The sequence below is a fragment of the Rhodococcus sp. SBT000017 genome (assembly GCF_003688915.1).
Classification (GTDB): domain Bacteria; phylum Actinomycetota; class Actinomycetes; order Mycobacteriales; family Mycobacteriaceae; genus Rhodococcoides.
Window position 1 is genome coordinate 3,656,353 of record NZ_REFU01000001.1, and the last position, 22,353, is coordinate 3,678,705.

General features: G+C 62.8%; 30 protein-coding genes and 1 pseudogene. 12 read left to right on the plus strand and 19 right to left on the minus strand.

What is annotated here, in order from left to right; translation table 11 throughout:
- Positions 1-100: 100 nt before the first annotated feature.
- Both AYK61_RS17055 and AYK61_RS17060 read left to right on the plus strand, forming a co-directional pair.
- On the plus strand, positions 101-586 hold the full coding sequence (locus tag AYK61_RS17055) for a tetratricopeptide repeat protein (protein WP_121871671.1): 486 nt from the start codon (positions 101-103) through the stop codon (positions 584-586).
- Between the two features lie 82 nt (positions 587-668).
- The gene (locus tag AYK61_RS17060; protein WP_121871672.1) at positions 669-1,100 is read left to right on the plus strand and encodes a PPOX class F420-dependent oxidoreductase; all 432 of its coding nucleotides are present in this window, start codon (positions 669-671) and stop codon (positions 1,098-1,100) included.
- Positions 1,101-1,182: 82 nt separating this feature from the next.
- On the opposite strand, the gene AYK61_RS17065 is transcribed toward AYK61_RS17060, so the two are convergent.
- Both AYK61_RS17065 and AYK61_RS17070 read right to left on the minus strand, forming a co-directional pair.
- Positions 1,183-1,638, minus strand: coding sequence for a DUF3237 domain-containing protein (locus AYK61_RS17065; RefSeq protein ID WP_121871673.1), 456 nt, complete (start codon positions 1,636-1,638; stop codon positions 1,183-1,185).
- A gap of 1 nt (position 1,639) precedes the next feature.
- Positions 1,640-2,167: a phenolic acid decarboxylase gene (locus AYK61_RS17070; protein ID WP_121871674.1), complete on the minus strand. Its 528-nt coding sequence runs from the start codon at positions 2,165-2,167 to the stop codon at positions 1,640-1,642.
- Positions 2,168-2,226: 59 nt separating this feature from the next.
- On the opposite strand from AYK61_RS17070, the gene AYK61_RS17075 reads away from it, so the two are divergent.
- Positions 2,227-2,670: a MarR family winged helix-turn-helix transcriptional regulator gene (locus AYK61_RS17075; RefSeq protein ID WP_121871675.1), complete on the plus strand. Its 444-nt coding sequence runs from the start codon at positions 2,227-2,229 to the stop codon at positions 2,668-2,670.
- Positions 2,671-2,773: 103 nt separating this feature from the next.
- Here AYK61_RS17075 and AYK61_RS17080 read toward each other — a convergent pair whose 3' ends face one another.
- The 3 genes from AYK61_RS17080 to AYK61_RS17090 all read right to left on the minus strand — a co-directional run bounded on the left by AYK61_RS17080 (position 2,774) and on the right by AYK61_RS17090 (position 5,256).
- Positions 2,774-3,268 (minus strand): hypothetical protein, encoded by a 495-nt coding sequence (locus AYK61_RS17080; RefSeq protein ID WP_121871676.1) that lies wholly within the window; start codon positions 3,266-3,268, stop codon positions 2,774-2,776.
- A 160-nt stretch (positions 3,269-3,428) separates the two neighbouring features.
- On the minus strand, positions 3,429-4,298 hold the full coding sequence (locus tag AYK61_RS17085; protein ID WP_121871677.1) for a helix-turn-helix domain-containing protein: 870 nt from the start codon (positions 4,296-4,298) through the stop codon (positions 3,429-3,431).
- An 88-nt stretch (positions 4,299-4,386) separates the two neighbouring features.
- Positions 4,387-5,256 carry a helix-turn-helix transcriptional regulator gene (locus AYK61_RS17090; protein WP_121871678.1) on the minus strand — a complete coding sequence of 290 codons (870 nt, stop codon included), beginning with the start codon at positions 5,254-5,256 and terminating at the stop codon, positions 4,387-4,389.
- 129 nt (positions 5,257-5,385) lie between these two features.
- Here AYK61_RS17090 and AYK61_RS17095 point away from each other — a divergent pair, with 129 nt between their 5' ends.
- On the plus strand, positions 5,386-6,459 hold the full coding sequence (locus tag AYK61_RS17095; RefSeq protein ID WP_121871679.1) for an aldo/keto reductase: 1,074 nt from the start codon (positions 5,386-5,388) through the stop codon (positions 6,457-6,459).
- Between the two features lie 12 nt (positions 6,460-6,471).
- Here AYK61_RS17095 and AYK61_RS17100 read toward each other — a convergent pair whose 3' ends face one another.
- From AYK61_RS17100 to AYK61_RS17110, 3 genes are read right to left on the minus strand one after another with little or no spacing between them, the layout of a single operon-like run.
- Positions 6,472-6,933 (minus strand): GNAT family N-acetyltransferase, encoded by a 462-nt coding sequence (locus AYK61_RS17100; RefSeq protein ID WP_183130324.1) that lies wholly within the window; start codon positions 6,931-6,933, stop codon positions 6,472-6,474.
- Complete coding sequence (locus AYK61_RS17105) at positions 6,930-7,298, minus strand: cupin domain-containing protein (RefSeq protein WP_121871680.1); 369 nt, start codon at positions 7,296-7,298, stop codon at positions 6,930-6,932. The genes AYK61_RS17100 and AYK61_RS17105 overlap by 4 nt, the downstream gene beginning before the upstream one ends.
- A gap of 2 nt (positions 7,299-7,300) precedes the next feature.
- Positions 7,301-8,413 (minus strand): hypothetical protein, encoded by a 1,113-nt coding sequence (locus AYK61_RS17110; protein WP_121871681.1) that lies wholly within the window; start codon positions 8,411-8,413, stop codon positions 7,301-7,303.
- 197 nt (positions 8,414-8,610) lie between these two features.
- Here AYK61_RS17110 and AYK61_RS17115 point away from each other — a divergent pair, with 197 nt between their 5' ends.
- Positions 8,611-9,336, plus strand: coding sequence for a haloacid dehalogenase type II (locus AYK61_RS17115; RefSeq protein ID WP_121871682.1), 726 nt, complete (start codon positions 8,611-8,613; stop codon positions 9,334-9,336).
- A gap of 134 nt (positions 9,337-9,470) precedes the next feature.
- Here AYK61_RS17115 and AYK61_RS17120 read toward each other — a convergent pair whose 3' ends face one another.
- The 3 genes from AYK61_RS17120 to AYK61_RS17130 are packed head-to-tail and all read right to left on the minus strand — an operon-like array spanning position 9,471 to position 11,555.
- Positions 9,471-9,896, minus strand: a complete 426-nt coding sequence (locus AYK61_RS17120; protein ID WP_128645270.1) for a hypothetical protein — start codon at positions 9,894-9,896, stop codon at positions 9,471-9,473.
- Between the two features lie 50 nt (positions 9,897-9,946).
- The gene (locus AYK61_RS17125) at positions 9,947-10,396 is read right to left on the minus strand and encodes a hypothetical protein (RefSeq protein ID WP_121871684.1); all 450 of its coding nucleotides are present in this window, start codon (positions 10,394-10,396) and stop codon (positions 9,947-9,949) included.
- Positions 10,397-10,430: 34 nt separating this feature from the next.
- On the minus strand, positions 10,431-11,555 hold the full coding sequence (locus AYK61_RS17130) for a Cmx/CmrA family chloramphenicol efflux MFS transporter (protein WP_121871685.1): 1,125 nt from the start codon (positions 11,553-11,555) through the stop codon (positions 10,431-10,433).
- A 217-nt stretch (positions 11,556-11,772) separates the two neighbouring features.
- On the opposite strand from AYK61_RS17130, the gene AYK61_RS17135 reads away from it, so the two are divergent.
- Positions 11,773-12,402: a hypothetical protein gene (locus tag AYK61_RS17135; protein ID WP_121871686.1), complete on the plus strand. Its 630-nt coding sequence runs from the start codon at positions 11,773-11,775 to the stop codon at positions 12,400-12,402.
- 139 nt (positions 12,403-12,541) lie between these two features.
- The gene (locus AYK61_RS17140; RefSeq protein ID WP_237669082.1) at positions 12,542-12,886 is read left to right on the plus strand and encodes a hypothetical protein; all 345 of its coding nucleotides are present in this window, start codon (positions 12,542-12,544) and stop codon (positions 12,884-12,886) included.
- Between the two features lie 4 nt (positions 12,887-12,890).
- Here AYK61_RS17140 and AYK61_RS17145 read toward each other — a convergent pair whose 3' ends face one another.
- From AYK61_RS17145 to AYK61_RS17155, 3 genes are all read right to left on the minus strand, one after another.
- Positions 12,891-13,103, minus strand: a complete 213-nt coding sequence (locus AYK61_RS17145; protein WP_121871687.1) for an oxidoreductase — start codon at positions 13,101-13,103, stop codon at positions 12,891-12,893.
- 16 nt (positions 13,104-13,119) lie between these two features.
- Positions 13,120-14,190, minus strand: a complete 1,071-nt coding sequence (gene mraY, locus AYK61_RS17150) for a phospho-N-acetylmuramoyl-pentapeptide-transferase (RefSeq protein WP_121871688.1) — start codon at positions 14,188-14,190, stop codon at positions 13,120-13,122.
- A 117-nt stretch (positions 14,191-14,307) separates the two neighbouring features.
- On the minus strand, positions 14,308-15,132 hold the full coding sequence (locus tag AYK61_RS17155; RefSeq protein ID WP_259468102.1) for a helix-turn-helix transcriptional regulator: 825 nt from the start codon (positions 15,130-15,132) through the stop codon (positions 14,308-14,310).
- 45 nt (positions 15,133-15,177) lie between these two features.
- Between AYK61_RS17155 and AYK61_RS17160 the strand changes: the two genes are divergently transcribed.
- Together AYK61_RS17160 and AYK61_RS17165 are read left to right on the plus strand one after the other, a co-directional pair.
- Positions 15,178-15,555 carry a VOC family protein gene (locus tag AYK61_RS17160; RefSeq protein WP_121871689.1) on the plus strand — a complete coding sequence of 126 codons (378 nt, stop codon included), beginning with the start codon at positions 15,178-15,180 and terminating at the stop codon, positions 15,553-15,555.
- A 19-nt stretch (positions 15,556-15,574) separates the two neighbouring features.
- Positions 15,575-15,961 (plus strand): VOC family protein, encoded by a 387-nt coding sequence (locus tag AYK61_RS17165; RefSeq protein WP_121871690.1) that lies wholly within the window; start codon positions 15,575-15,577, stop codon positions 15,959-15,961.
- A gap of 4 nt (positions 15,962-15,965) precedes the next feature.
- Here AYK61_RS17165 and AYK61_RS17170 read toward each other — a convergent pair whose 3' ends face one another.
- The 3 genes from AYK61_RS17170 to AYK61_RS17180 form a co-directional block, all read right to left on the minus strand.
- Entirely contained in the window at positions 15,966-16,490 is a 525-nt protein-coding gene (locus tag AYK61_RS17170) for a DUF664 domain-containing protein (RefSeq protein ID WP_121871691.1), read from the minus strand.
- A 4-nt stretch (positions 16,491-16,494) separates the two neighbouring features.
- Entirely contained in the window at positions 16,495-16,848 is a 354-nt protein-coding gene (locus tag AYK61_RS17175) for a PLD nuclease N-terminal domain-containing protein (protein ID WP_121871692.1), read from the minus strand.
- A gap of 101 nt (positions 16,849-16,949) precedes the next feature.
- Positions 16,950-17,567, minus strand: a complete 618-nt coding sequence (locus tag AYK61_RS17180; protein WP_121871693.1) for a LysE/ArgO family amino acid transporter — start codon at positions 17,565-17,567, stop codon at positions 16,950-16,952.
- Between the two features lie 75 nt (positions 17,568-17,642).
- On the opposite strand from AYK61_RS17180, the gene AYK61_RS17185 reads away from it, so the two are divergent.
- Positions 17,643-18,497 (plus strand): LysR family transcriptional regulator ArgP, encoded by an 855-nt coding sequence (locus tag AYK61_RS17185; protein ID WP_121871694.1) that lies wholly within the window; start codon positions 17,643-17,645, stop codon positions 18,495-18,497.
- A gap of 1 nt (position 18,498) precedes the next feature.
- On the opposite strand, the gene AYK61_RS17190 is transcribed toward AYK61_RS17185, so the two are convergent.
- The gene (locus AYK61_RS17190) at positions 18,499-18,903 is read right to left on the minus strand and encodes a hypothetical protein (RefSeq protein WP_121871695.1); all 405 of its coding nucleotides are present in this window, start codon (positions 18,901-18,903) and stop codon (positions 18,499-18,501) included.
- Between the two features lie 127 nt (positions 18,904-19,030).
- On the opposite strand from AYK61_RS17190, the gene AYK61_RS17195 reads away from it, so the two are divergent.
- Entirely contained in the window at positions 19,031-19,357 is a 327-nt protein-coding gene (locus AYK61_RS17195) for a hypothetical protein (RefSeq protein WP_121871696.1), read from the plus strand.
- On the opposite strand, the gene lat is transcribed toward AYK61_RS17195, so the two are convergent.
- Positions 19,354-20,682 (minus strand): L-lysine 6-transaminase, encoded by a 1,329-nt coding sequence (gene lat, locus AYK61_RS17200; protein WP_121871697.1) that lies wholly within the window; start codon positions 20,680-20,682, stop codon positions 19,354-19,356. The two genes, AYK61_RS17195 and lat, sit on opposite strands and share 4 nt — an antisense overlap.
- 124 nt (positions 20,683-20,806) lie before the next feature.
- On the opposite strand from lat, the pseudogene AYK61_RS17205 reads away from it, so the two are divergent.
- Positions 20,807-22,341, plus strand: a pseudogene (locus tag AYK61_RS17205) (aldehyde dehydrogenase family protein).
- The last annotated feature ends 12 nt before the right edge of the window (positions 22,342-22,353 follow it).

Below are 22,353 nucleotides of genomic sequence, written 5' to 3' on the forward strand. Positions count from 1 at the left end.
TCTGAATATCCGGGTCAGGTGGTTCAAGTATCGAAGACGATGCATGTGTTGAAAGACGCAGCGGTGGCGGCAGGCCGGGGCATCGTGGACGATCGACTTCATGCAGAGTTGGGATGATCGAATGGCGGAATTCTGGCGCGACGCGGACGATACAGATCCCGTTCGTATGCGGATTCAGATCGACCAATTGCTCTCCTCTGCACAGTGTTCCGATGCCCGTGGATTGTTCGAGCGAGCTTCCCTGGAAGACTTCCTGGGCGAAGAATCCGCGGCCGTCCCGCTGTACGAGGCATCGTTGTCCCACGGGCTCGATGTCGACAGGGAGAACCAGGCTCGGATTCAACTGGCGAGCTCGCTCCGCAACGTAGGCCGACAGGACGACGCGTTGCGAGTGCTCGAGGAGTTCGAGTTCTCGACCGATTACTTGTCTGCGCGAGATGCATTCGTGGCACTCGCATTGTGGGACAAGGGGGACGGTGCGCAGGCATTGCGGAACGCACTGCACGCGGCAGATCCGGCGCTGGGGAGATACCGTCGAGCAATCGGGGCCTACGCGGCGGAGTTGTTCAACGACAGACAACCGTGAGGTCGGAACGGAACAATCGAGTCGTCGACGGCGTTCTCGGTAGAAGTTCGTGCACGCTTGTTTCGACGACCGAGGAGAAGCCATGACCGCGAGCTCTTACGATCCACATGCGCTTCTCGAGCAGAGCCGAATCGGCGTGCTCGCCACCATCAAAGCCAGCGGAATGCCGCAGCTCTCGCCGGTGACACCGTTCTACGACCTGGCAGCCGGCACCATCACCATCTCGGTCACCGACGGGCGAGCGAAAACGGCGAATCTGCGCCGAGACCCTCGTGCCGCGCTCGAAGTGACCAGCGCCGACGGCACAGCATGGGCAACGGCCGAAGGAACCGTCACCCTCACCGGCCCGGGATCGTCACCCGACAGCCCCGAAGTCGATGCTCTGGTGGACTACTTCCGCGCCGCAGCGGGTGAACACCCCGATTGGAACGAATACCGAGCAGTCATGGTCGCTGATCGACGAGTACTGATGACCATCTCGGTGACACACGTCTACGGCCAATCGATTGCCTGATCCCCCTGCCAGTCCACTCGATGTGACATTGACTGCCGAAAAGTCCACTGAACGTCACATTGACTGCGCGGAATCGCATCGGTCACGTGACCTGATAGATGTCCAGCTCCACGGAGTTCGGTAATCGCTGGCCGGACCCGATGAATATCCGCTCGCTCATCCACCGGAGTCTGTTCGCGGCGGAGGACAGTCTGGGTTGACTACGGAAGTAGATGCGATCGGCGGGCACGTCTTCTCCGCGGATCAGTGCGTCGATGTCTGCGCGGGTTCCGCTTCGGATACCGGTGTTGTGAACAGATATTCGTTCGCCCGCATCGGTCTCGAGTGCGTATCGGGCATCGAGTTCGGTAAGAGTGGCGGTCCGAAGTATCTGGTTATCGGCACCGCCGGGGAGAATGATGCCTTTCATCAAGGGGCCCTCAACGGTCCCGCCGAGAATCGGGACGAGACGGCGATGCCCATCGGATACCTGGCCCAGGTCGATCGGCTCGCCTACTGTCACGGACAGATGTGCGATGAAGGTCAGGTCCGGCTGCATGTCAGTTGGTCCTGTCGGCGAATCCGTCGGGAAGATCCGCGGGAGCCACGGCCACGATGCTCTCGTCGTCTACGCCGACGTACTCGAACAGGGTGATGGTGGCGAATTCTGGAACCACATAGATGGGGTAAGTCGGGCCCGCGTCGCGGTAGGCGCGCATTCGGTCTAGGTGATCGTTCTGAAAGAGAACAGTTTTGGTTCCGTCGAGTTCGATCCACTGCGGGAAGAAGATCGTGCCGTGCAGGCGCCGCTTGCCGGGAATGACGTTGACGACGACGGATGTCCCAGTGGGCTCGTTCCATGAGATCTTGTAGACGTCGTCGTCGAGTTGGACCAGATCGACTTGCTGGTCCTTGACCCATCGGCCACCGACCATGCCGGTGTGGATGCGGTAGTCGATCGTCGTGGCGTTTTTGACGTACATCTCGTACTGCCACTTGTTCGCGTACGTGTAGATGAATCGGTGGCCGACGATGCCGCTGAGGTCCTGATTCGGGACCGGATTCTGTACCGAGGTGTCTGTATTCATAAGGCCATTTTGTCACAAAACTATGTTTGCGGCAAAACTACATGTGAGATCATCGAACGATGCACTCCTCCGCGATCGAACTCGGGCGACAACTGGGGCCGCTGCGACGCTCGTTGCTCCGTGCGACCCGCGAGGCCGCGGACTTGCCGGACCTCCCGGACTCGCACGTCGAAGTGATGAGGGCCCTAGCCGATAAGCCGTCGATGAGCCCCGGAGTCCTCGCCGCACATCTCAACCTCGCCCGTTCCACCGTCAGTAACCTGATCAAGGCAATGGTCGACGCGGGTCTCGTCGAACGATCGATCTCGTCGAACGACCTCCGGGGAGCCAACCTGACGGCGTCGCCGAAGGCCCTCCGTCTCCTCAACGAATACGACGCAGTCAGCTCGCAGGTGCTATCGGACGCACTCGACGAGCTGACCGAGGACAGCCGTCGAGCACTCTCTGCGGCAATCCCTGCTTTGACCGACATCACGGAAATCCTCTCTCGCCGATCGTCCTGAGCTCTCGGCTCGGTCAACCGAAAGTCCACTCGATGTGACATTGACTGCCGAAAAGTCCACTGAATGTCACATCGAGTACCCGCGAGGGACTCCGTAGTTGGAGTCAGGCAACAGTGGTCATGTCGCGCACCAATCGAGGTGTGCGCAGCTGACGAACAGTCGAAAACCAACTGCGTGCGGGATAAGAAAGTCTGACGACGAAGTAGTTGACGAACTCGATGACTCCGAGGAGCCACACCGCAACGACAGCGAGAGCCGCACCGATCCCGGCGGGAAACCATACGACGATGCCCACCAACCCGCCAGCCAGCAACGCGACGTCGACGATTCGACATACCCGGTACACCCCGCGGAGGAAGACGGGCATCGGGTGGTGTTCTACCCAGGAACGCGCCAGCAGCCAGTAGATACCCGCTTGTACGAGCACGATCAGCAATGGGACAAGGGCGGACCACAACGCGAGACGGTCCTGCTGGTCGTCGAGCCTCGGTATCGCCATGGTGAGGGCGACCGCCAGGAAGACAGCTGCTGCGGCAAGCTCGCCGAGCCCCAGCGACAGATATCGCCGACGCAGCGCCTCGCGTCGACCGGCCAACATGCCGTCAGACTACCGAGCACGGCGGCCGAGACCGATCGGCCGTGCGCTGGTCTCCCTCCGGCAGTCCACTCGATGTGACATTGACCCCCAAAAAGGCCACTGAATGTCACATTGAGTGGCCATGGAAGGCGGGGCGGGGAGGGGAAGGAGTGAGGGACGGCTATCGAGTTCGTTGGACTGGAATCCAGAGTTCTCCCGCTCCCGAGGTCCAGTCGGGGGAGGCTTCGGTGACGGTCAGGATTTCCGGCCCCGGGATCACTTCGTAGGGGTTGGAGGGGAACCATTCGCTGAAGGCGTCGGCCCAGAGTTGTTGGAGTGCGGGGGCGAGTGCGGTGTCGCTGCTCGTCTCGAACACCGCCCATGTCGATGCGGCCACGGCGAGGGTGTCCCAGTCGGATGTTCCAGCCAAAGTGCTTGCAACTGCGAAGTAGTAGTCGAAGAGGCTGCCGTCTTCGCGTTCGGGCTCGAAGCCGTCGCTGACGAAGAGGATGTCGGGGAGTTCGGGCAGGTCGGCGAGTTCGCGCAACTTTTCGCCGGTTCCGGGGGCGAGGCTTCGGTGGAATTCGGTCATGGCGGTGTTCTCGCCGTGAAACCGGAGTGGGATTCGGGTGGTTCTGCCGACGATGTGGAATGCGGGCAGGTCGGTGATGCGGTATCGCATGGTGCTTCGTCCTTCTATGGTCAGGTGAAATGTCACTGCTTGTCTGGAACTGAGGATGGCTCCGGGTCGGCGTGCTCGAGATGGTGTGATGCCGTGGAGGTCTCGGAAGGCGCGGGTGAATGCGTCTGCGGTGTACCCGTATTTGCTCGCAACGTCGAGTACGCCCTGTCCGTCGAGAATGTCGGCTGCTGCCAGTGTCATTCGGCGTTGTCGGATGTAGTGCGACAGCGGTAGTCCAGCCAGTGCCGAGAACACGCGTCGGAAGTGGTACTCCGATGTGAGGGTGATCCGGGCGAGCTCGCTCGGATCGATCTCGCGGCCGAGATTGTTCTCGATGTAGTCGAGTGCTGCGTTCCATCGTTCGAGCATGTGCCGGTGACCTTCCTTTGTTCTGCCCGAAACGATAGGAGCACTGCACCGATGGAGTCTCGACTTTGCGTGCCGCGAAAGGTCGGATTCAGATCGTGCGTAGGTGCCGCTGCTTCCGATGAGAACGGAAACGGCCGAGTTCGTCCAGCGCAGACCGAGATTGCGCATCGGCAGGCCGGTAGACGATCAACCGCAGGTCCGGGTCGCCGAGTGGCGTGAGAACATCGAATGTCACGGTCACCGGTCCAACGAGCGGATGATGCATGGGTTTGTCTCCCCGGCTGCGCACCGACACTTCTCGGGACTGCCAATAGCGGGAGAATTCTGCGCTGCCTCGCTCGAGTTCGTCGATCAAGGCCGCGAGTTCGGCGTCGTGTGAATGGTTCACCCAGGCGGCACGCAGGTCGGCAACTGCACCGCGGACCACATCGTCGCGCGCATCGTAGAAGCCGTCGAACCGGCTGTCCAGGAAACACATTCGTAGAACATTCCGCTCCGACGCCGGACGTTCGTCGATGTCGAGAAGCAGCGCGGCCATGGTCTCGTTCACGGCGAGGATGTCGAGTCGGTGGTTGAGCACCATCGCCGGCAGCGGACCGATGTCGTCGATCAACGCTCCGATGCCGGCGGGCACCTGCTGGGTGGCGGGTCGCTCGGGTGCGCGATGACCTGCGAGGGTGAACAGGTAGCCGGTCTGATCAGCGGACAGTTTCAGTGCGTTCGACAGTGACTGCACCACCTGGGCGGATGGCCGAACATCACGTGCCTGCTCGAGCCGTACGAGATAGTCGACGCTCACACCGGCCAGCGTTGCGACCTCCTCACGTCTCAGACCGGGCGTGCGTGACGCTCCTATCCGAGGTGGCAGGCCGACGTCCGACGGCGCGAGCGCCTCGCGTCGGGCACGCAGAAATGCGGCCAGCTCGTGCCGACCTCGCTGCGGTGGCGTCGTATTCACTCATCCAGGGTAGGCCAGTTCAGCGTGATCAGCCTGGTATCGCTCGTCCCAGGAAGAACACATCCTTCCCGCGGCTCTATGCATCTGTGACCGTGATCGAGGTAGACGAATCGAGGAGGGGGACAGGACATGACGCGCATGGACGACTATCGATTGCTCGGACGCTCGGGACTGCGGGTATCACCATTGTCGTTGGGAACCATGACATTCGGCGACGCCTGGGGGTGGGGTGCCGACGAGAAGGACTCGAAACGCATCTTCGACGCGTATCTCGATGCCGGGGGCAACATGGTCGATACCGCCAACATCTACACCGACGGCCAATCGGAACGGTATCTCGGCGAGTTTCTCCGTGGCCGACGTGACTCGGTCGTCGTCGCGACCAAGTATGCGGCGACGCGTGAACCTTCGGATCCCAATGCCGGCGGGGGCGGCAGAAAGAGTCTTCGTGGATCCGTCGAGGCGAGTCTGAAGAATCTCGGGACGGACTACATCGATCTGCTGTACCTGCACGCGTGGGACGGTGTGACTCCGAGCGACGAGGTCATTTCTTCGCTCGGCGAGCTGGTCCGATCGGGAAAGGTTCTCTATCTGGGCATTTCGGATACGCCAGCGTGGCAGGTCGCGCGCATGCAGACCATTGCCGACATGAGGGGCCGGCCGTCGTTCGCGGCCCTTCAAGTGGAATACAGCCTGATCGAAAGAACCACCGAACGTGAATTGCTGCCCATGGCAGCAGATCTTGGGCTCGGCGTGATTCCCTGGGCACCGCTCGGCGGCGGAGTGCTGACCGGAAAGTACACCGCTGCGGACCTCGCGACTCCGGGTTCCGATGCGCCGGCCGGAACTCGACGTGATCATGCGAAGGCGAACGGGACGCTGACCACGCGGGGGCTCGCAATCGCGGACGCCGTCGTCGAGGTCGCTCGCCAACTCGGCGTGACTCCTGCTCAGGTGGCTCTGGCGTGGACGCTTCGGCATCCGTCCGTCGTCAGCTCGTTGATCGGTGCGCGCACTCCGGAACAGTTGCAGCAGAACATCTCTGCCCTCGATGTGACCTTCGACGAATCCCACCTCGACACACTGCACGAAGCCAGCGATATCGACCTCGGGTTCCCGCACGAGTTCCTGATGAGACCCATGGTGCGCGGCGTCACCACCGGCCGTTCCACGGTTCGGCCCCGTCCCATCAGGACCTGGTGAACCGTAGAATCGCTACTTCGGAGGACATCGAAAGATCATGGGATCACCGTCGTCGACGAGGGTGAATCCGGCACGCTCGAGCACCCGACGTGAGGCACTGTTCGCCGGATACACCTGCGCGGCCATCGGGGGACCATACGTGTGATCCTGCGCAAGGTCGAGCAGTTCGCCGGCGTAGCCACGACCCCATTCGGCCGGATGCACCCAGTACCCGACCTCGATGTGGTCCGAACGTCGAATCAGACTGAGCAAGCCGACTGGATGTCGATCCTCGTCGGTGCCGATGAACCACCTGGGCATGTCCGGCGCTCGGATGTTCTCAGGGTTCAGGGCACGTAGAAACCGTCCATCGAAATAGCATCTACTCCAGGGTTTTCCATCGCCGACCCATCGAACGACATCGGGGTCAGAAGCCATCGAGAAGAGGAAGTCGGCGTCGGACGGGACAGCAGGGCGCAGCTGTAGCCGCGTCACAACTCGTGGAGCTGGGAAGTCATCTCCCCACCCACATCCCCGGTGTTGACGGTGCCCGATCGCTCGAACAGTAGAGCGGAGACTTCTTCGACGGCTTTGGGGCAGTGTTCGACGCCCGCTGGGACCACGTACACGTCTCCGGGGCCGAGAACGACATCGCGGTCGCGAAGCTGGATGGTGAGTTCTCCGCTGTGGACGAAGAACATCTCGTCGGTGTCGGGGTGTGTGTGCCAAACGAATTCCCCGAGCAACTTGACGACTTTGACGTCATAGTCGTTGACGCTGACGAGTCGATGAGGCTGCCAGGGCTTCTCGATCGCATTCAGCGCGTCGGCGACCTTGCGTACCGCGTCGTCCTTGCGCATATTCACAGGTTCTGCCTTTCATCGTCAGCTGATCGACTGTCACGAGGAACTCTACCGTCGATCAGCTCGGATGAAGGGCCGATGTGAACAGCTCGATAGACTCTGTCGCGCAGTAGATTTGCCTCACCGTCGGTCATCGTGCGACCGATCGGCCGCAGCGTCATGCGGATCGACGCATTGACTTGGTCGGCATCGAGGCCGACTCGGACGCGGGCGGCATCGGGCAGATCGTCATAGTGTGTGATGGAGAGTAGCTCCACGGATTCGAGTAGTTCGCCGTCGACGCTCCGGTGAACCACGACGGAAATGTCGCGGCGGATGGTCGACACCGGGCGCCACGGTTCGAGGTCGAGCAGCTGTTCTCGAATACGCGGATCTTCAGTGCGGAGAAGTCGGATGTCGTCCAGCCCTTTGTGCAGCATCAACGCGCGGTCCAACCCCATTCCGAGTGCGAGGCCGGACCACCGATCCGGGTTGAGGTCACTGCGCTGCAACAACTCTGACGAGATCAAGCCGCATTCGGCGAGCTCCATCCAGGCGTCGCCCACGCGCACGTCGATCTGGTAGCCACCCCGGGTGTACGGATGGTCCGCCTGCACTGCCCTCCACTGGGCGTCCGGCAGGACCGAACGGACAACGGACTCGATCATCGCCATCAGATCCACGTCGGTGACGCCCGGACGGGACACCACGCGCCACAGATCGACTTGATGAGGCGCACCGACGTGCATGCGGTCGATGGCGTCGCGTCGATATACGAGGCCGGGCAGAACGAGAAGCCGATCGACGTCCGATGCGTCGTCCATCTGCTCGAGTATCCATGGGATGTATGCGGATGTGTGACTGCGCAGCATCACGTCGGGACCGATGTAGCGCGAGTACCGTCGGTCACGGGTGACGGCATCGGCGTCGAAGCCTAGCTTGTCGTAGTTGTCCTGCACGGGTACGACGGCACTGAGCCGTAGAACCTCGGTGTCCGTGTTCCACGTGCGTGTGAGATTCTCGACCACAGCGGTCAACAAGAGTTGCATCGCGTGTGCGCCCTGGTTCGGATCGGTCAGGTCGCGTATCGAGAGATCCTGAATCAGTTGGGAATTGGAGATATAGCTGGTCATGTGAGGGTCCTTTGCCGATCGACGGATGGGATTTCCTCGACCGAGTCGGACGTCCGGACTTCAGCTGTGCACTGGGCTGCCCTGACGACCGACACACGGTCGTGGGCAGATAAAGGGCAGTAGGCTGCTCATGATCTGGAGACGGTATCGGCACGAACAGTCGTCCGCCATCGAATTTCGCAAGGAGGCCCGGCCACATGAATCTCGCCGACTACGACGTCCTGAGCTTCGATTGCTACGGAACGCTGATCGATTGGGAAGCCGGCATTCTCGAGGTGCTCAGGCCATGGGCGCAGCAGGCCGGTTCGCCGTTGTCCGATGACGAGCTTCTCGAGCTGCACGGCGTCAACGAAGCTCAGGCGCAGCGGGATTCGCCCTCTGCGCTGTACCCTCGGATACTCGCCGACGCCTTCACACGGACCGGTGGCGAGTTGGGAATATCTGTCTCGGCCGAATGGGCGGACAGGCTCGGGGCGTCCGTTCCGGACTGGCCGGCATTCGAGGACTCGGCCGACGCGTTGTCGTCCCTCGGCGAGAGCTACAAGCTCGTCATCCTGTCCAATGTGCATCGCGACGGCTTCGCAGGTAGCAACCGCCGGCTCGGCGTGCAGTTCGATGCCATCGTCACCGCCGAGGACGTCAAGGCCTACAAACCGGCCGACAACCACTTCGACGCGCTCGACGGAGTCCTCGAGACGTTGGGCGTTCCACGGTCACGACTACTCCATGTTGCGCAGAGCCTGTTCCACGACCACGTGCCGGCGAAACGGCACGGCATCGCTTCGGTGTGGATCGATCGGCGGCACGATCGCCCCGGATGGGGAGCAACGCCGGAGCCGTCCGAGGAATACAGTGTCGACTTCGAGTTCCCGAGCATGGCCGCATTCGCAGCAGCGGCCCGCGAGGCTCGTTCGGATGCGTAAGGTCTCCACACTGATCGGCTTCCCACTGGAGCGCATCGAGTCTATCGGCAGAGCACCGCGTCGAGTGAAGTACGCGTTCGTCGCCGGCAGTCGACAGTACTCGGTGGCCCTGGGCCGCGGACGAAACCCTGACTTCAGGGTTGTTGTCCGCGAACTGAATTCGAGCGTGAACGGAGCAGAATCAGCACGCCGAGACCCGCCAGTACGACGAGTTGTCCCAATACAACCGGCGCGGGAAGGAGCAGCAGATCCCAACCCGACGCCGATGGCCGCGTCGACCATATGACGACGGCGACTACTCCGACGGTGGTTGCGAGGTGGCCGATGGCCATGAGTACGAAGGGAAGCTTCCGGGTCGAAGAACGAACCAGCATGCCGAGACCGACCAGAGCACCGAGAATCGACGTGACGATGGCGATCACGGCCGGTAGGACGACCATGATCTCGAAAAGCGGCCCGGTCTCGATGATTCCGATCGTCGCCAGCTGCGCGGCGGCGTACAAGGCGATCGACGCCGAGCAGGCGACCGAGATGGTCGAGATACCAACGAGTGCTCGCACAGCCGACAGTCTCACACGCGAGGGCGGAGGCGACCCGACGCGCCTGATCGTCACCAATGCCAGGCGTCGCCTCCGACGTTCCGGATTGTTCGTTGCAGGACTTCGATGGTGGTCACGAAGTCTGCCGCACTGATGCCGTTCATTCGCTCCTCCTGCAGCATGTTCTGGAGATCGGCTGCGCGCCGGAAAGTGTCACGACCGTCCGGGGTGAACTTCAGACGCGAATTCGATTCCACGATCCAATCTTTGGAACGCGCGGAGTCGATGGCATCGACAATTGCTTCCGGGGTGTCGTTGTGCCCGATCTTCTCGATCGTCTCGGCGCGATCGGCTCCCGCGGGATGCAGTGAGATCTGGTGTAGTAGCCACCATTCGGGTTGTGTGACGCCGATTTCGTGGAGCGCACCGCGGGTCCGGGTTCGAATGGCTTCCCCGGCTCGCGCGGTCCAGAACCCGATCGGCTGAAGCTCGGGCGGTTGCATCGGTCTGCTCGTTGTCATGAAGTAGACCCTAAAACCTGAACCGAGCTTCAGGTCAAGAGCGAGTCAGGATCAGCGCCACTGCCACCAACGCTGCACTGACGGCGAGTGGTCCAACCGTGCCGAGGGTGGAGCCGTATGCCCATCCGCCGAGGGCCGGGCCTGCGGCCGCACCGACATTCAGGCTCGCTGTTGCGAATGAGCCCGACATGGTCGGTGCGTGGACTGCTGTGCGCATCACCTGACCGACCAGGGTGCTTCCTAGGGCGAACGACAAACCGCCTTGAACGAACGCAAGCAGTAGAACAGCCGTCGGCAACTGCGCCAGGAGACCGAAGCAGCACCAGCCGCCGAGAAGTGCCAGGCCGCCGACCGAGACGATCCGGGAAGCGTATCGGTCCGCGTACTTCCCAGCGGCCCACACTCCGCACAGAGCGCCGGCTCCGAAAAGTGCAAGCACCAGGGGAACCGATGCCGGACGCAGTTCTGTGCGTTCGGTGACGATCGGAGCCAGGTAAGTGAACGAACAGAATGTGGCACCGTTGATCAGAGCACAGAGAGCGAGGACGCGGATCAGCGAACGGTTCCGCAAGGCAGTGCATTCGGTTGTCAGCGAGATGTCTGCTCGATGGGTCCTGCGGTCAGGTGCGGCGATGGCCACGGCGATCAATGCGGGTGCCGAGAGCAACGCTATTGCCCACAGAGCCGCGCGCCAGTCGAGAAGTGTTCCGACCAACGTGCCGGCCGGTACGCCGAGAACCAGTGCGAGTGTTGTGCCGGCGAGGATCATTGCGACTGCCCGCGAGATCCGGTCGGGTGTCACCAACGCCGTGACCGTCGCCAAGGTGACCGCAAGGAAGCCCGCGTTGGCGAATGCTGCGACGATCCGGGAAACGAACAGGACCGCGTAACTTGTTGTCGTTGCACCGATCACGTGCATGGCAATGAAGACAACCAAGAAGGCAGTCAAGGCGAGACGGGGTGGTAGGCGTCGTGTAGCAACAGCCATCGTGGGGGCACCGACGACCATGCCGACAGCGAAGGCCGATGTCAGCAACCCCGCTGAGGGCACAGTGGTGTCGAGGTCGGCGGCGATGTCGGGTAGCAGCCCGGCCAGCAGGAACTCGGAAGTCCCCTGGGCGAAAACTGCGGTGGCAAGCAAGAATACGAGCGGTGGCATGAATGTGCTCCGAATGTGCGACGGGTCCTGGACAGTTGGACCGGCACACGGGTGCTCACCGAGTGGTTCGTAGTCGAGCGCGTCTGGCTTCTCGAGCTACCGGGGTGCCGGTAGCTCTGATCTGGATGCCTCGGGCGAACTCACCGACACACCGTAACGCGAGTTCTCCTCCGATGCCACCGAGTTCCCTTCGGATCTCGTGGGTAGAGTCCCGACCGTGGACAGCCCATCGGGGAAGAAGCTGGTCGCCGTGCTCGCCGCTGTCGGTGCCTCGACAGGCGCTGCCGCAGCGGTGGTCTGGCATGTCGCCGTAGCCGATCCGCAGGAGCTGGGCGTGACCAACATTCGGCCGAGTTGGTTCCCGATGACGCTCTATCTCGTCGCAGCGGGACTGGCGGTGGGTCTGGTGGTGGCCTCGTTTCTGGTCGATTCGGGTCTGCGCATCGTCCAGGATCGTCAGCGCAGCCGATTCCACCTGTTCGCATTGTTGATCGTCGTGGGTGCGGCACTGGGAGCGGGCAGTGCACTCGCCTGGACGCATTGGCCACCGCAACCAACCGAAGCCGCGTCGAATTGGTCGTGGGAGCATCCGTTGAGTATCGAGATCAACTCGCCTCCTGCAGCTGACTTCGGCTGGACGTCGATTGGTAGTTCAGTGTCGGACACATACGTCTCGGACACGTCGTACATCACACGAGTTGACGAAGCATCGTCTTTCACCCCCACCATCGGCGATCCGTGGTTGGTGTTTCCGGTCGGCGGTGTGCTTGTTGCTGCGTTGGCGGCATTCACTCTGTCGCTGAGGGATTTTCGACTGGTCGTCGTGTCTCGTTCCGAGTCCGATTGAATCGGGGGTGTAACGAGATCGTCGAGCGAACCGACCACCTGGTGTGACCACATCGAAGCGTCTTCGTCGCCTGGCCTTCATATCGACTGCTCTTGTCGCGACCGCGTGTTGGGCTGCTCCAGCGGCGTCGGCGGAGGTCGTGAGCCTCGATATCCTGCCCGGGCTCAGTTCCGGTCCCACAACGCAGTTCGGGGTGGGGTGCACATATCTCGTCGTGGCTCGGACCGACACACTGAGCGGCCCGCGGGTCGATATCCAGGACTACACGAACGAGTCGGTCATGTTCCCCGAGGAACTGGCGTGGAACGTCGATCCGTACTTCAGCACGCCGGTAGTTCTCGGCCACAAATTCACGCTGTGGACCCCGACTGCACCGGGCGAGCACTCGTTGGTGGCCTACGAAACGTCAGCGGGCGGCCCGATTCGCACTGTCACCGTCAACCCGGCCACTCCGCTCGGACCGGGCTGCATCGTCGCGCCCTGAGGCGCTACTCGTCAGTGCGTAGTTCGTCGACCAGTGCGAACAGTCGTCCCAGGTAGTCGCTGTGGAAAACCTCCGTCGCACGGATTTTGGCGTCTCCGTCGAGACCGAATTGAAGGTTGACGAGTTCGACCCCGATGGCGACGCGTCGAGCATCGAGATCTTCCAGCTCGGCGGCGAGTGCGTCGACCTTGGCAACCGGAGACAGTTCGTCAGTCATCCCAGAATCGTAGAGGTCAGCCGACGGCCGCGAGGAACTCGCTGTAGAACAACCCCAGCCCCAGTGCCGACGCGATGGCAGCGAACAACCACAGTCGGATGATGACCGTTGTTTCCGCCCAGCCTGCCAGCTCGAAATGGTGGTGGATCGGTGCCATTCGGAACGGCCGCTTGCCCGTGCTCTTGAACGACGCGACCTGGATGACGACGGACGCAACTTCGGCCACGAACAGGGCTCCGAAGACGAGGGCGATCAGCTCGGTCTTGCTGACGATCGACAGGCCTGCGAGCAGTCCGCCGAGGGCGAGGGAGCCGGTGTCGCCCATGAAGATCTTGGCCGGAGCGGCGTTCCACCAGAGGAATCCGATGCAGGCACCGGCGGCCGCGGCGCAGACGACGGCGAGGTCGAGTGGATCGCGCACCTGGTAGCACCCGGCGACGGAGTTGGTGGCGCAGGATTGCCGGTACTGCCAGAACGTCATCACCGTGTACGCGCCGAGGACGAGTGTCATCGAGCCCGCCGCCAACCCGTCGAGACCGTCGGTGAGGTTGACCGCGTTGGACCACGCGACGACGAGGAAGACACAGAACAGCACGAAGACGATCGGGGCCATGGTGAAGAACGTGGATTGGCGCACCAGCGACAGTTCGACATTGCCCGGCGTCAGCCCGTTCCCATTGCGGAACTGCAGCGCCAGCACGGCGAAGATGACCGCTGCACTGATCTGCCCGACGTATTTGCCGGTGGCCTTGAGTCCGAGGCTTCGCTTCATGCGGAGCTTGATGTAGTCGTCGAGGAATCCGACGACGCCGAGTGCCGTCGCGAGAGCGAGTATCAACAACGCCGAAGCCGACGGTCCATCGCCGCCCATCGTGACCAGGTGGGAGCCGAGGTAACCGGCCCACAGGCCGACGATGATCGCGACGCCGCCCATCGTCGGCGTTCCTCGCTTGGCGTGGTGACTTGCCGGACCTTCGACGCGGATCTCCTGGCCGAAGCCCTGCCGGGTGAACAGCGCGATGAGAAATGGAGTCAACAGAATCGAGACCGCCAACGCGATTCCACCGGCGACGAGAATGTTGATCATGCGTTGAAGCCCACTCTTCCTCTGTGCTGCTGTTCCTCACCGAGATGCTCCTCGAGCACCGCGGGATACTGTGCCAAACGAATCGGTAAAAGTCGCATTGCGTGACGAAGGCGTTACTCAGGGTTGGTACGCGCTCGGCGGCATTCCGACCAATTCGGTGAACTCCCGAGTGAAGTGAGCCTGGTCGAACCAGCCGTATCGGGCGGCCAGGTCTGCCAGCGGACCCGAGTAGCCGTTGTCCAGCTCGCTGAGGGCGTCGTGAATCCGATAGCGCCCGAGTACCCATTTGGGCGTCGCTCCGACATAGCGCTCGAACAGCCGTTGCAGTCGACGAGTGCCGATGTCGCACCGCTGTTCCACCTGTGCGACGCGAACCAGCGTCCGGTCGCGCAGCATCGTCGCGATGATGCCCAGGACGGTCTCGTACTCCGGTTCCACGTCACGGGCATAGGGCGCGAGAGCCGAGTCGACGACGGTTCGGCAGTGGTCGGCATCGAGATGTCCACCCAGCTCGGCCAGTGCAGCGACGGTCTCGGACCGGAACGGGGTCGGTGGCGCGACCGAGACGTCTCGCAGGGTTCTTGCCACGGTTCCGGTGAAACTCGCGTAGCCGCCGGGCCGGAACTTGACGCCGAAGACCCACCCGGACTCGGCGAGAACGACGTCGAAACGGCGCGTGAGCACCCCCGTCACGACGACCGGCTCGACGACGCCCTCGCGGGTCCAACCGTGTTCGACGCTCAACGTGCAGGCCGGGTGGGGGAGCGTCGAGCTGCTGTGAGACGTGCCCGACGGCAGAGTCCACTGCAGCTGCCAGTAGTTCTCGACCCACGGTTCCAGGGATGTGGCACACGGCAGCCGTCGAAGGTCGACGAATTTCGCCAGCTTGTCGGGCCGCAGGACACCGGACTGGGTGGTTGTCGCGCTTTTCCTATCCGGCACGCGCGTCAGTGTAGGAGTCTGGTCCGACACAAGGAGGAGAACATCATGACCGAGACACCCGTTGCCACCCTGAAGATGGTCACCCTGGATTGCGCAGATCCCGAGGTCAGCTCCGCGTTCTGGTCGTCGCTGTTGGGTTGGAGCGTCGTCCATGCGGAGAAGGACTACGCGATGCTGCAAGGGCCGAGCAGTGCGCTCGGATTCGGTCGCATCGACGACTATCGGCCTCCGGCCTGGCCCAATGCCAACGGCAGCAAGCAGTTTCACTTCGATCTTGCGGTCGAGGATCTCGACGCCGCGGCGAGTGCGGCAGTGAATCTGGGTGCGACGCTGCCCGAGGACCAGCCGGGTGAGACATGGCGGGTGTTGCTCGACCCGTCAGGGCATCCCTTCTGTCTGACGAATGCCGCGAACTGGGGCTGACAGGTCTAACCTTCTTCCCGTGAACCCTCGCCTCGCAGGAATCGAAATCATTGTCGCCGACATGGCCGCAGCTCTGGCGTTCTACCGTGTTCTGGGACTGGACATTCCGGCCACTGCCGATGTCGAGCAACATGTGGAAGTGGACCTCGGCGGCGTTCGCTTGTTGTTCGACCTGCCGTCGACCATCACCTCGTTCGATCCGACGTGGACGCCGCCCAGCGGGGGCCACCGCGTTGCGCTCGCCTTCGACTGCGGTACCCCCGACGGGGTGGACGCCGCATGGGCAGCGGTGACCGCGGCTGGGTACACCGGTCACCTGCAGCCCTGGGATGCGTTCTGGGGACAGCGTTATGCCGTCGTGCACGACCCCGACGGCACCACCGTCGATCTGTACGCGAACGTCTGAGGCGTCAGCTCTCGGTTTCTTCACCTCTCGGCCCGCCGGCGAGTTCGACAGCGACGTCGAGGTGGCCGAGGTGTCGGGCGTATTCCTGGAGTACATGGAAGCAGATCCAACTCAGAGTCGGCCTTTCATCGGTGAATCGCCCACCGAGAGTGGCCAATTCGTCCATCCGGTGTGAGCTCAGTACCTCTTCGGTGAGGCGGGCACCGTCCTCGAGTCTGCGCAGCAGGGTCTCGGCGTCCGCATCGGAGGGCACATGCCACGACCCGTCCTTCTGGTCACCGAACGGTGCGTCGACTGCGCGGGCGAGGAATCCCCAGACGAACCAGCGCTGCTCCATGTGCACCAGGTGGGTGAGCATCTGCAGTGGGGTCCACTCGGACGGCACTGTCGTGGAGTTCAGGGCATCCTCGCTCAGCGCAGTGATTCGCCGAACCAACTCGCCGCGATAGAAGCGTAGGTACTCGCGAAACAGGTCAGCGGGATCGGAGAGGGCGGAGTTCGGTTCGGGAAAGACGGTCAGCTTGGCCATGGTCTCAATCGTTCTTGCGCTGCTCGCGGGCAATGCGGCGCTGTTCCTCGGCACGCGCGCGGCAACGGCGTAGGAATTCCTCGTCGCTCTCCTGCGATTGGGCAACGGCGCGTCCGGGTCTGGCGTCGTACTCGGGGTAGGCCGACGCGGTCCGGGATGCGCCGCTGCCACCCCAGATGCCGCCGTTCTCGGGCCGGCCGACGAGGAGCCACGCAAGAGACCCGGCGAGCGGCAGAACGATGACGAGCAGCAGCCAGACGATCTTCGGGAGGTGGCGAATTCCCGAGTCGTCGGCGGTGATGACGTCGATCAAGCAGAAGATCGACAGCAGCATGATCAGCAAGCCGAGGTACGGCACGGAAATCCTCCAGGGTTGTCAGACCGTGCGGTCGGTCTTTCGCGACTATCAGATCACTCGTTGTACTGCGGATCAAGTGCTCCGGACGTCAATGTCGTGGTTCAGCCGAAAACCAGCAGAGCAGCCAGGGTCAGCATCATCACTCCGATACCGAGGTCGAGTACTCGCCACGCCGACGGCCTCGCGAACAGCGGACTGAGCACCCGCGATCCGTATCCCAGGGCGGTGAACCACAGCACGCTGCCCAGCATCGCGCCGGCGGCGAACCACCACCGCAGGTCCCCCGGCTGACGGTTTCCGATCGACCCGAGAAACACCACGGTGTCGAGGTAGACGTGAGGGTTGAGCCAGGTCAGAGCCAGGCACGTGGCGACGGCTGCGATCAGAGAACCCGTTCCCTCCACCTGAGAGGTCATCGCACCCGGCGTTCGGGCGCGGTTCAACGCCAGCAGACCGTAGACGAGGAGAAACAGAGCACCGAGGACGGTCACGACCCGCAGGGCGACGGGAAACCGGTCCACGAGAACGCCGATTCCTGCCACCCCGGCCAGGATGAGCACCGCGTCGGACAGCGCGCACACTGCCACCACGGGCAGTACGTGGGCGCGTTGTAGGCCCTTACGCAGTACGAATGCGTTCTGCGCTCCGATGGCGACGATGAGGGAGAGTCCGACGCCCAGTCCGGTGAGGGTCGATTGTGCGGCGGCAAGGGAGGTCATGACGGCAACGCTAGGAACAAGTTGGGATTAGGTCCAGCGAATGTATTTCAGGAACAATTAGCGTAGCTTCATCTAATGGAGATCGAGCAGCTCAGGGCCCTGCGGGCCGTGGTCGACGGCGGGACCTTCGAGGCCGCGGCTCGCGCGCTGTACGTGACGCCGTCGGCGGTGAGTCAGCGCATCAAGTCCTTGGAGCAGTCGCTCGGCCGGACTCTGGTCCAGCGGAGCAAGCCGGTGGTGGCAACCCAATCGGGTGTCGCAGTGCTGCGTTTGGCGCGCCAGATCGACACTCTCACCGAGCAGACTCGGGCAGAACTGAGTGACGACGGTGTCGCTGCGCCCATTTCGATTGCCGTCAATGCGGATTCGATGGCGACCTGGGTATTGCCCGCGCTCGCTCCACTGGCGTCCCAGATGACCTTCGATCTGCATCGACAGGATCAGGACCGGACCGCGCAATTGCTGCACGACGGGATCGTCTCCGCTGCAATAACATCGGTGGCCGACCCGGTTCGCGGCTGCACCGTTCGACGCCTCGGTGCGATGCGCTACCGGCCGTCGGCCACCCCCGAGTTCATCGAACGGTGGTTCGCCGCGGGGGTGACCGCAGAGGCCTTGCGTTCCGCGCCGGTGGTGGTCTTCGATTCCGACGACCGGTTGCAGGACAACTACTTACAGCGATTCGATGTCGAACCACATGAGCCCCCGAGGCATCTGGTGCCGGCGTCCGCGGACTACGCGCGGGCCGTCGACCTGGGATTCGGCTGGGGCATGATTCCCGATCTGCAGGCCCGCGACTCGCTGAAGTGCTTCGACGACAACGGAATCGACGACGTGTTGCTGTACTGGCAGCAATGGTCGCTGTCGTCTGCTGCACTCCAGCGAGCGGCCGACGCCGTGGCAGTGGGCGCCGAGCGAATGCTGTTGTAGTTCACGCGGGGCTGTCGTTCGGGACGATCTCGGGCAGTCCGTCGCCGACCGGATCGAGAACGGCCGCCGATCGGGCACCCCACCGCTCGTGAGCCGACTGCCGCGACATTCCGACGGCCATCCCGATCGTCGCCCACGTTGCGCCCTGAACACGGAGCACCACAACGGTTTCGATGCCGTCCAGGCCCGCTGCCAGTTGCACGCGCAGGCTCAGTAGATGCCACGCGATACTCCGTCGTGCGGGCAGATCGGTCGATTGCTCGGCCTCCCATTCCGGTGTGCCCGGCAGCGGGCCGGTGCCGATGATCTCGTCTGCGATGCTCCCGGCCTCGGTGGCTGCTGCCGTCACGACGGCCCGCGTTGCAGCGGTGATATCTGCCTCGGTTGCGAGGGTGATGGGATCCATGGACTACCTCCTGTGTCAGGAAAAGCCTGACAGCAGAAGGACGTGTTGTCAAGAATTGCCTGACACGGGATTGTGGAGGGGCCGATAATCGCTGTACCCGGCCAGTTTCCGTTGCTATTTTTTGCCGATGACCATTCGCTATCACGTGACCTCGGTGCTCAACCGTGAGTCGATTCGGCGGCACGGACTCGACTGGCGTCGAATGGGTGCCGCTCGCGGTATTGCCGGTAGCCACCAGCCCGAGCAGGAAGGTTGCTTTCTGGCCGCCGATGCGTGGGAACGTGATTGGTTCGTGGGCATGAACAACACAGGTGGACCGGTCGATGTCTGGGAGGTCAGCGGAGTCGAAGACGGTGATCTCGTGCAGTCGCCGGAGAACTTCTACTTCCGTCCAGGCATCATCCCGACGTCACAGATTCGATTGGCGCACAAGGATATCGAGCCCGAGCGCTAGAGCATGCCCAGCACCCGGTCGATGGAGTCGACTGCCTGGGTCAGCTCGGCTTCGGTGATCGTCAGTGCAGGACGGAATCGCACTGCTGCGTCGCCGCAGCCGAGCGCCAGTACATGTTCTTCGGTACGCAACAGTTCGATCACTCGGTCGCGGGTGGAGGCGTCGGGCAGGGAGAAGGCGCACATCAGCCCGCGGCCACGGACCTCGGATACAACTGTGTGTCGAGTTGCCAACTCCTGCAACTGCTTCAGCAGTACCGCGCCGAGTGCTCCGGCTCGTTCGATGAGGTTGTCGGCCTCGACGACTTCCAGGATCCGACGCGACCGCACCATGTCGGTGAGGTTGCCACCCCACGTCGAGTTGATGCGGGAGCTGACAGCGAAGACGTTGTCGTCGATGTCGTCGACGCGACCGCCGGCCATGACGCCGCAGACCTGAACCTTCTTGCCGAAGGCGACGACATCGGGGACGACGTCGAGCTGCTGGAAAGCCCATGCCGTACCGGTCATTCCGGCTCCGGTCTGTACCTCGTCCATGACGAACAAGGCGTCGTACTCGTGGCAGAGCTCGCGCAACTTCTGCAGGAAACGAGGCCGGAAGTGGTGATCGCCGCCCTCGCCCTGGATGGGTTCGATGATGGCGCAGGCGATGTCGTGCGGATTGGCCTCGAACGCCACCCGAGCCGCCGCCAAGGAGGCGTCCTCGAGTTCGTCCATGTTCGCATCGGATCTGATGAAGGGGGACGGGATGCGCGGCCAGTCGAATTTCGGGAAGCGTGCGACCTTGTTCGGGTCGGTGTTGGTCAAAGACATCGTGTACCCCGAACGTCCGTGGAACGCGTGCTCGAGGTGCATGACTTGTGAGCCCAACGACGGATCGATGCCGTGGCGCTCGTTCCAGCGTGACTTCCAGTCGAAGGCGACCTTCAACGCGTTCTCCACCGCCAGTGCGCCGCCCTCGACGAAGAACAGGTGGGGCAGGCGAGCGTCACCGAGGACCCGCGCGAACGTGTCGACGAATCGAGCCATGGGGACGGTGTAGATGTCGGAGTTGCTCGGCTTGTTCATCGCTGCCTGCATCAGATCGGCCCGGAACTCCGAGTCGTCGATCAGCGCGGGGTGGTTCATGCCCAGGGCGTTGGACGCGAAGAACGTGAACAGGTCCAGGTAGCGGGTGCTGTCCCTGGCGTCGACCAGGGTTGCCCCGGTCGAGGCATCGAGGTCCAACACCAGCTCGAAACCGTCGGCCAGTAGGTGTTCACCGATCACCTCGCGAACCGTCGAGGCGTCGATGGTCGCTCCTGTGCGCTGTAATACTTGCGTCATAACGTCGAAGATACGCGTTAAAATTCCGTAAGCAAGTCCATAGAACAGGAAATTATACGGTTGCGACCCTCATCGGTAGGCTGATCTCCGACAGTTCGGTTCTCTTCACGGAAGGTGTACGCGCATGTCTGCATCCATCACCCACGACGAGTTGAGTGTGCGCACTCGCGCGATCCTCGACCGGCTGGGTGCCACGATCGCGCTCGATGCCCCGCGGGACCCGACGCGATCATCGCGCGGTCGCCGATCACCGGAGGGAACTTGGCGTCGCTGGCGTCGGCTTCGGCGGACGATGTCGAGACCGTCGTAGCCGACGCGCGCACCGCCTTCGTGTCGTGGTCGCAGGTGCCTGCCCCCGTGCGTGGTCAGGTGATCCGGGAACTCGGAGAACTGCTGCGCGTACACAAGGAGGATCTGGGCGCGCTGGTGTCCATCGAGGCCGGAAAGATCGTTTCCGAGGGGCTCGGTGAGGTGCAGGAGATGATCGACATCTGCGACTTCGCCGTCGGACTCTCGCGTCAGCTGTACGGCAATACGATCGCCACCGAACGGCCCGGGCATCGGATGATGGAGCAATGGCACCCGCTCGGTGTCGTCGGTGTCATCACTGCCTTCAATTTCCCTGTCGCCGTGTGGAGTTGGAATACCGCTCTCGCACTCGTCGCAGGCGATACCGTCATCTGGAAGCCGTCGGAGAAGACTCCATTGACGGCAGTCGGAGTGCAGGCACTGTTCGAGCGTGCCGCCGCTGCCGCGGGAGTGGACCCCAAGATCGCGCAGCTGGTGGTCGGTGATCGCGCGTCCGGCCAAGCGTTGGTGGACGATTCGCGGGTTGCGTTGGTGTCGGCCACCGGCTCGACGAGAATGGGCCGTGCCGTCGCGCCTCGGGTCGCCGAGCGATTCGGCCGAGTGTTGCTCGAACTCGGCGGAAACAACGCAGCGATCGTGACGCCGTCGGCCGATCTCGATCTGACGACGCGTGGACTGGTGTTCTCGGCCGCCGGAACCGCCGGTCAGCGCTGCACCTCGCTGCGACGCGTCATCGTGCATTCCTCTGTCGCGGACGAACTGGTCGGCAAGCTGGTCGCGGCATACGAGACGCTCTCCATCGGATCTCCCTTGGCCACCGACACTTTGGTAGGTCCACTGATCGATGCCAGCGCCTACGCGGGGTACCAGAAGGCACTCGAGACCGCGATATCCGACGGTGGAACGGTCGTCGTCGGCGGGGAGAGGGTGAATGTGGTCGACGAGTACTCGTTCTACGTTCAGCCCGCGATCGTGACGATGCCCGCGCAGACCGACATCGTCAAGCACGAGACGTTCGCGCCCATCATGTACGTGCTGACGTACGACACCCTCGACGAGGCAATCGCACTGCACAACGATGTGCCACAGGGTCTTTCGTCGTCGATTTTCACCACCGACCTCCGCGAGGCGGAGCGCTTCCTGTCCGCTGCCGGCTCGGACTGTGGCATCGCGAACGTCAACATCGGCCCCTCCGGCGCAGAGATCGGCGGTGCCTTCGGCGGCGAGAAGGAAACCGGTGGGGGCCGTGAATCCGGTTCGGACGCGTGGAAGGCCTACATGCGGCGAGCTACGAACACGGTCAACTACTCGAACGAACTGCCCCTGGCACAGGGAGTGAAGTTCGGCTGACGGCATGATCGA